Genomic DNA, 4,830 nt, shown 5'->3' on the forward strand with positions numbered 1-4,830 from the left:
GCGAGGTTCCGGCGGTGAGCGGTTCAGCGTTCCAAGGCCTCCACTCCGGGCGACGCCGCTCCAGCCCGCCGCTGCAAACGATATTTCCTGGGCGTCGCGTTATATATTTTTCGAAACACGTTGTTGAAATATTGTGGGGTATTGAAACCCGCCATCGCCGCCACATCGGCCACGGAGTGCTCTGTGCTCATCAACAGCGACTTGGCGCGCGCGAGGCGGGCTCTCGCCAACTCCGTCTTCATGCTATGGCCAAGTTGCGCGACGAATGCCGCTTCAAGGACCTTGCGTCGCACGCCGACCACGGCCGCGACCTCGTTCGGGCTGATCGCTCCGCGTGCCGTTTCACGAAACAGACGCAGCGCCCGGAGCACGATGGGATCGCTGACCGCGAGGGAATCCGTGCTACGCCGCACCTGGATCCCTTGGGGCGCGATCAAGCGCGGTCGCTCCGGCCGCCGCCCGCCTTCCATCAATTTGTCCAGCAACGCCGCTCCCTCGTAGCCGAGCTCCGTCAGGTTGTGCTTAACACTCGAGATGGGGATACGCACGGACTCGCAGATGATTTCGTTATTCCCCACGCCGAGAATGGAAACGTCCCCGGGCACATCGAAGCCTTCCCTCGACGCCGCATCGAGCACATCGACCGCGTCCGCGTCGCGAAAGGCAAACACCGCCACCGGCTTTGGCACGGCCCGTAAGCGGCGGGATAGCCAGTTCAGGCGTTGGATCCAGGGCCGCGCCCGGCCTGCCCCCTTGGAATGGAAAGTCCAGTCTTCCTTCACGGCGGCGCGCGCGTGGACCGTCTTGAAATAGACCTCTCTCCGCATGTCGGCCACCGGCCCCACTTCACTCGAATACCACGCAAAATTTCTGAAACCGCGCTCGAGAAAATGGGCGCCCGCCAGTCGCGCCATCTCCGCATTGTCGCCCGTGACCCGAGGAACTTCGATGTCCGGACGGCCGACCGCCAGATCGACGACGGGAATCTTCGCCTGGCGCACCAGCCTGACGACATCCTTCCGATCTGCGAGCAACGTGAGAATGCCGTCTCCTTTCCAGCCGGCGGGCAGCTGGCCCGTGATCGCCATCTCGCAGTTCAGATGCCACCCATGCTGCGCCGCATAGCGCGCCGCCCCCCTATGGATCTCGTGATAGTAGCGGGATAGCGCCAGCAGGACGTTTTTCTGACGGGGACCGTTCATTTATTTTAGGAGCCTGAGCCCAGACGATCACATCAGCCACTCGGAGAAGACCGCCGGTGCCTGGCCAGATAAGCCTCCCATTCAGAACGACAGGTCAGGGCCCCAGCCTTCGTCCAAACGAACCCGCCCTCGTAATCGATGGCCCCGCGCTCGTCAGTGACGGCCAGGATGAGAATGTGACTTTCGTCCGGCTGCGCGGCATCGATCCGCCTGATTTCACGGACGTTGCCCGGAGCCATCCGGACCGCGGTTCCCAACTCGCTGTCGTCGAACTTCTCCCAACAAGCAATCCAGCCTTGGCTCCGATTGAAGAAGGACGACGCCCGACCGTCATGCGTCGTCACCCCCACGCAAACCGGCAAGCCAGCGGCGATCCGTCCGTCCCTGAAAAAGACCGAATGCGCGCGAAACAGCTGCTCGCCCAGCTCGAGGATGATGGTCTTCTCTTCCTTATATATAACGCCATCAATTGCGCGTTCATAGGTCAGCTTGAACCGTGAACGCTCCCGCGTGGTTTCATATATCTGATGGCCCACGTAGGTTTCCAGGGGTTCCCGCTTTCCCTTCAACCACAGCCCGGTTCCTCCCACGCCCGCGGACGAGCCGACATGATAACAATCCAGCCCTTCGCCATGGTCCTGATGATACGACTGTCCTTTCGCGTCCTGAGCATACCAGCGGTCGATGATGGGATAGCTCACCCGTTTCAGCCAGCAGTCGATCCCGCTGTTCTCGGTCTGGCTCCGCAAAGCCGGGCCGTAAGCGCGGAACGCCACCCGATCGTTTTCCCACGCAAAATCGTCCGCCCGCTCCGGCACATAGCGGCAAAATGTGGAGATTTCCGGCTCCGCCGCCACGGCCGAAAAAACGAGGCTCGTCAAAGCCAGGGCGAGCGCCGGCCCGAGGATCGGGAGCTTGATCATATTAATATATAACCCTTCCGCAGGTAGGCTCAGGCCTCACGGCAGCCACGGGAGTTGGTCAGGTCTCATGTTCAGCACCCTCGCGGCCGCGACCGACTCGGCGCGGATTTGTCTCAGCACTTTTTCGTTGGCCTCCAGCAGATGCTCGGTGGATCCCGCGCGGTGCCATTCGAGAAATCGATCCACGCCGTAAAACGGCTCCGGCGTGCAAAGTTCGTTTTCCAGCAAGGTGATCTCGCTGGAATAATGCGAGTCCCTCGCCGACGCGAGCTGGAGCATGGCGCGGCAATTGAGGTATTCCGCATTCTGCCGGTTCACCCGCTCAATAAAGCGCGGATTCATGGCAGAGTCATCCGCCTGATCCGCCAGCACGGCGTTCATCGGCCGACCGGCCCCCGGTCCGGGATTGGGCGGCGCAAGCCCCAACAAGGAACAGATCGTCGGACCGAGATCGGTATGCTCGGCATAGCCGACCCGGCGGCCCTTCGCGATGCCCGGCCCAAGAAACAGCAACGGCGTGCGCCAGCTATCGGGATCTGAAACCGGGTGCCAGCCTTGCACGCTTTGACCGTGATCCGACGAAAAGATGAAGACCGTGTCCTCCCACTTTCCTTGCTGCTTCAAAAAGTCGATGAACCGGCCAAGCAACCGATCTCCATTCACGAGCGCGCTGACGTAAGGCGATCCTGCGCCCCAGATGTTGCGATGGAAGGCCTCGTCCTCCGATCCGTAAGCGCAGGCGGTGCGGCCGACATTCCCCGCGGTCTGCAGATGCACGCGCATGAACTTGAAATCCTCCTTGCCCAAAGCCGCCATCGCGGCCTCGACCACTTCGTCGTCCGACGCGGCGGGGTCCTGCATCAGTTCGTTGAAACCGCGGCTCACTGAAGAATAGGCCAGCGAGTTCACGAAGAACGCCGTGCGTCCCGTCGGGTTGACCACCTCCTGGATAAACCGGCTGTCCGAGCGCAGGAACACCGTGCCTGCCATCAGCACCGGATTGGGAAAAGACGTGGTGTGCAGACGACCATATTCGCCGACCGTCGGATGATGCGGCATGATCATCCATGACTCGGGCACATAGGTCCCTTGAGGAATCAGGCTGCTGAGCACCGGCATCGCCACGTGCTCGAGCGCCTGAGCGTGCAGCCCATCGATCATGAACAGGATGACGCGCCGAACCGGAAGAGGGGCTGTTTGCGCGAGAGACGGCTTCATTACTCCAATGACTAATATCATCGCCAGCACCAGACGCGGAACCGGCCGGAGCGTGATATATAGGAGCGCTTTCACTTTACCAGCTTCCAGACCTCGCTGCCCGCGAGCAGGAAGGCGCCCACCCCGTAGGGCATGGTGGAGTCCGGATCGAACGAATACGGGGATTCGCCGATCGGCTGCACGCGGGTAAGTTGGCCGTCGTCCTTGACCAGTCCGGCCAGCGCGCTCCACGCCTGGAGGACGACCGGCGTCAGCTGTCGATCGAGGAGACCTTCGTTGATCCCCCAGGCCAGACCATAAACGAAGAAACCGCTGCCACTGGATTCCGGCCCCGGCACACCGCGGGGATTGAGCAGATCCGCTCCCCACAAGCCGTCTGCATGGCGGATCTCGACGAGGCGACCGGCCATTTCCCGGAATTGCCGCTCATACCGAGGCCGGACGGGATCGTCCTTGGGCAGCACAGCGAGCACCCGCACCAATCCCGCAAAGACCCAGCCGTTCCCTCGACCCCAATAGACTTTCGGCGCACCGTCCTGGCCCGTGTATTTGTCGTCCCGAAAGAACAGATGATCCGCTTCCGAATAGTAGGTCTTCGAAGTCAACCACCACCATTTATGAATATAGTCGAAATACTTTCGGTCCCCGGTGACTTTTCCCAAGCGCGCGAACGTGGGCGGCGCCATATAAAGGGCGTCACACCACGACCATTTGCCGTAGTTCCGCTCCTCGAAATGCAGATCCTCATCCGCGTTCGCTGTCGCGACCATCGTCTGGTCTAGCGCCTTTTGGGTTGGGCCCAACATTCTCGGATCCCTCCTCAACGCATAAAGATCCAGCCAGGTCTGCGGGCTGCAATGATCGTTGGCCGGATGCCGGGTCGAAATCACCTGCCAACCTAGCCCCCGTCCGATCGCCTCCACCGAATCGAGATAAAATTCCTGCCCGGGAATCGAGCCGAGCGCGAACAGTCCATGGAGAAACGGCCCCTGCGCCCAGTCGCCCAACGGATCCTTGCCCGCATGCGCGAGCTGCCAATCCGCGACCTGGGTCAGAATCTTCACCACGTCCGGCGCTCTCACCGGGGCTGATGTTGCGCCCGAGACCGCCGCGGCGCCGCTCTTCACCCCCAAGAAGGAAAAAACCAAAGCAACCCCGATTAGATAAGCGCACTGGCCAAAGCCAACGCGACGGCTCGAACTTCGCGCCGAATCAACACCGGCAGGGGATGCGTGGGGTCTGGAGCGAAGCCGCCGCGACCGCGGCAGCACGTCTTCGATGACGTGGGGATAGGGAGTCATGCGATATAGCCGAACGAAGAGATTCCAGTATGGGAAAACGCTTCACCACATTAAGTGCAATTTTCGCCGGTTTTCTTGCACTTTCCATCAGGGCGAGCCGCGCCCGCGGCAGCGGGGCGCCACCTCTTCCCGCGACAACTCCACGCCACAACGGACTGCCCACTCCTGACTCGCGGCGGTTTCGGA

At 61.5% G+C, this 4,830-nt stretch carries 4 protein-coding genes; all 4 read right to left on the minus strand.

Annotated elements, in window-relative coordinates; genetic code table 11:
- Nucleotides 1-23: 23 nt before the first annotated feature.
- The 4 genes from AC6RV7_RS01715 to AC6RV7_RS01730 all read right to left on the minus strand — a co-directional run bounded on the left by AC6RV7_RS01715 (nucleotide 24) and on the right by AC6RV7_RS01730 (nucleotide 4,644).
- A complete protein-coding gene (locus tag AC6RV7_RS01715) occupies nucleotides 24-1,202 on the minus strand; it encodes a XylR family transcriptional regulator (protein WP_500092165.1) in 1,179 nt (392 codons plus the stop codon).
- Between the two features lie 32 nt (nucleotides 1,203-1,234).
- Nucleotides 1,235-2,125: a DUF4861 family protein gene (locus AC6RV7_RS01720; RefSeq protein ID WP_500092166.1), complete on the minus strand. Its 891-nt coding sequence runs from the start codon at nucleotides 2,123-2,125 to the stop codon at nucleotides 1,235-1,237.
- Nucleotides 2,126-2,161: 36 nt separating this feature from the next.
- The gene (locus AC6RV7_RS01725; protein ID WP_500092167.1) at nucleotides 2,162-3,343 is read right to left on the minus strand and encodes a sulfatase-like hydrolase/transferase; all 1,182 of its coding nucleotides are present in this window, start codon (nucleotides 3,341-3,343) and stop codon (nucleotides 2,162-2,164) included.
- A 71-nt stretch (nucleotides 3,344-3,414) separates the two neighbouring features.
- Nucleotides 3,415-4,644, minus strand: coding sequence for a glycoside hydrolase family 88/105 protein (locus tag AC6RV7_RS01730; RefSeq protein ID WP_500092168.1), 1,230 nt, complete (start codon nucleotides 4,642-4,644; stop codon nucleotides 3,415-3,417).
- Between the last annotated feature and the right edge of the window lie 186 nt (nucleotides 4,645-4,830).

This window comes from Opitutus sp. sgz309028 (assembly GCF_059821195.1).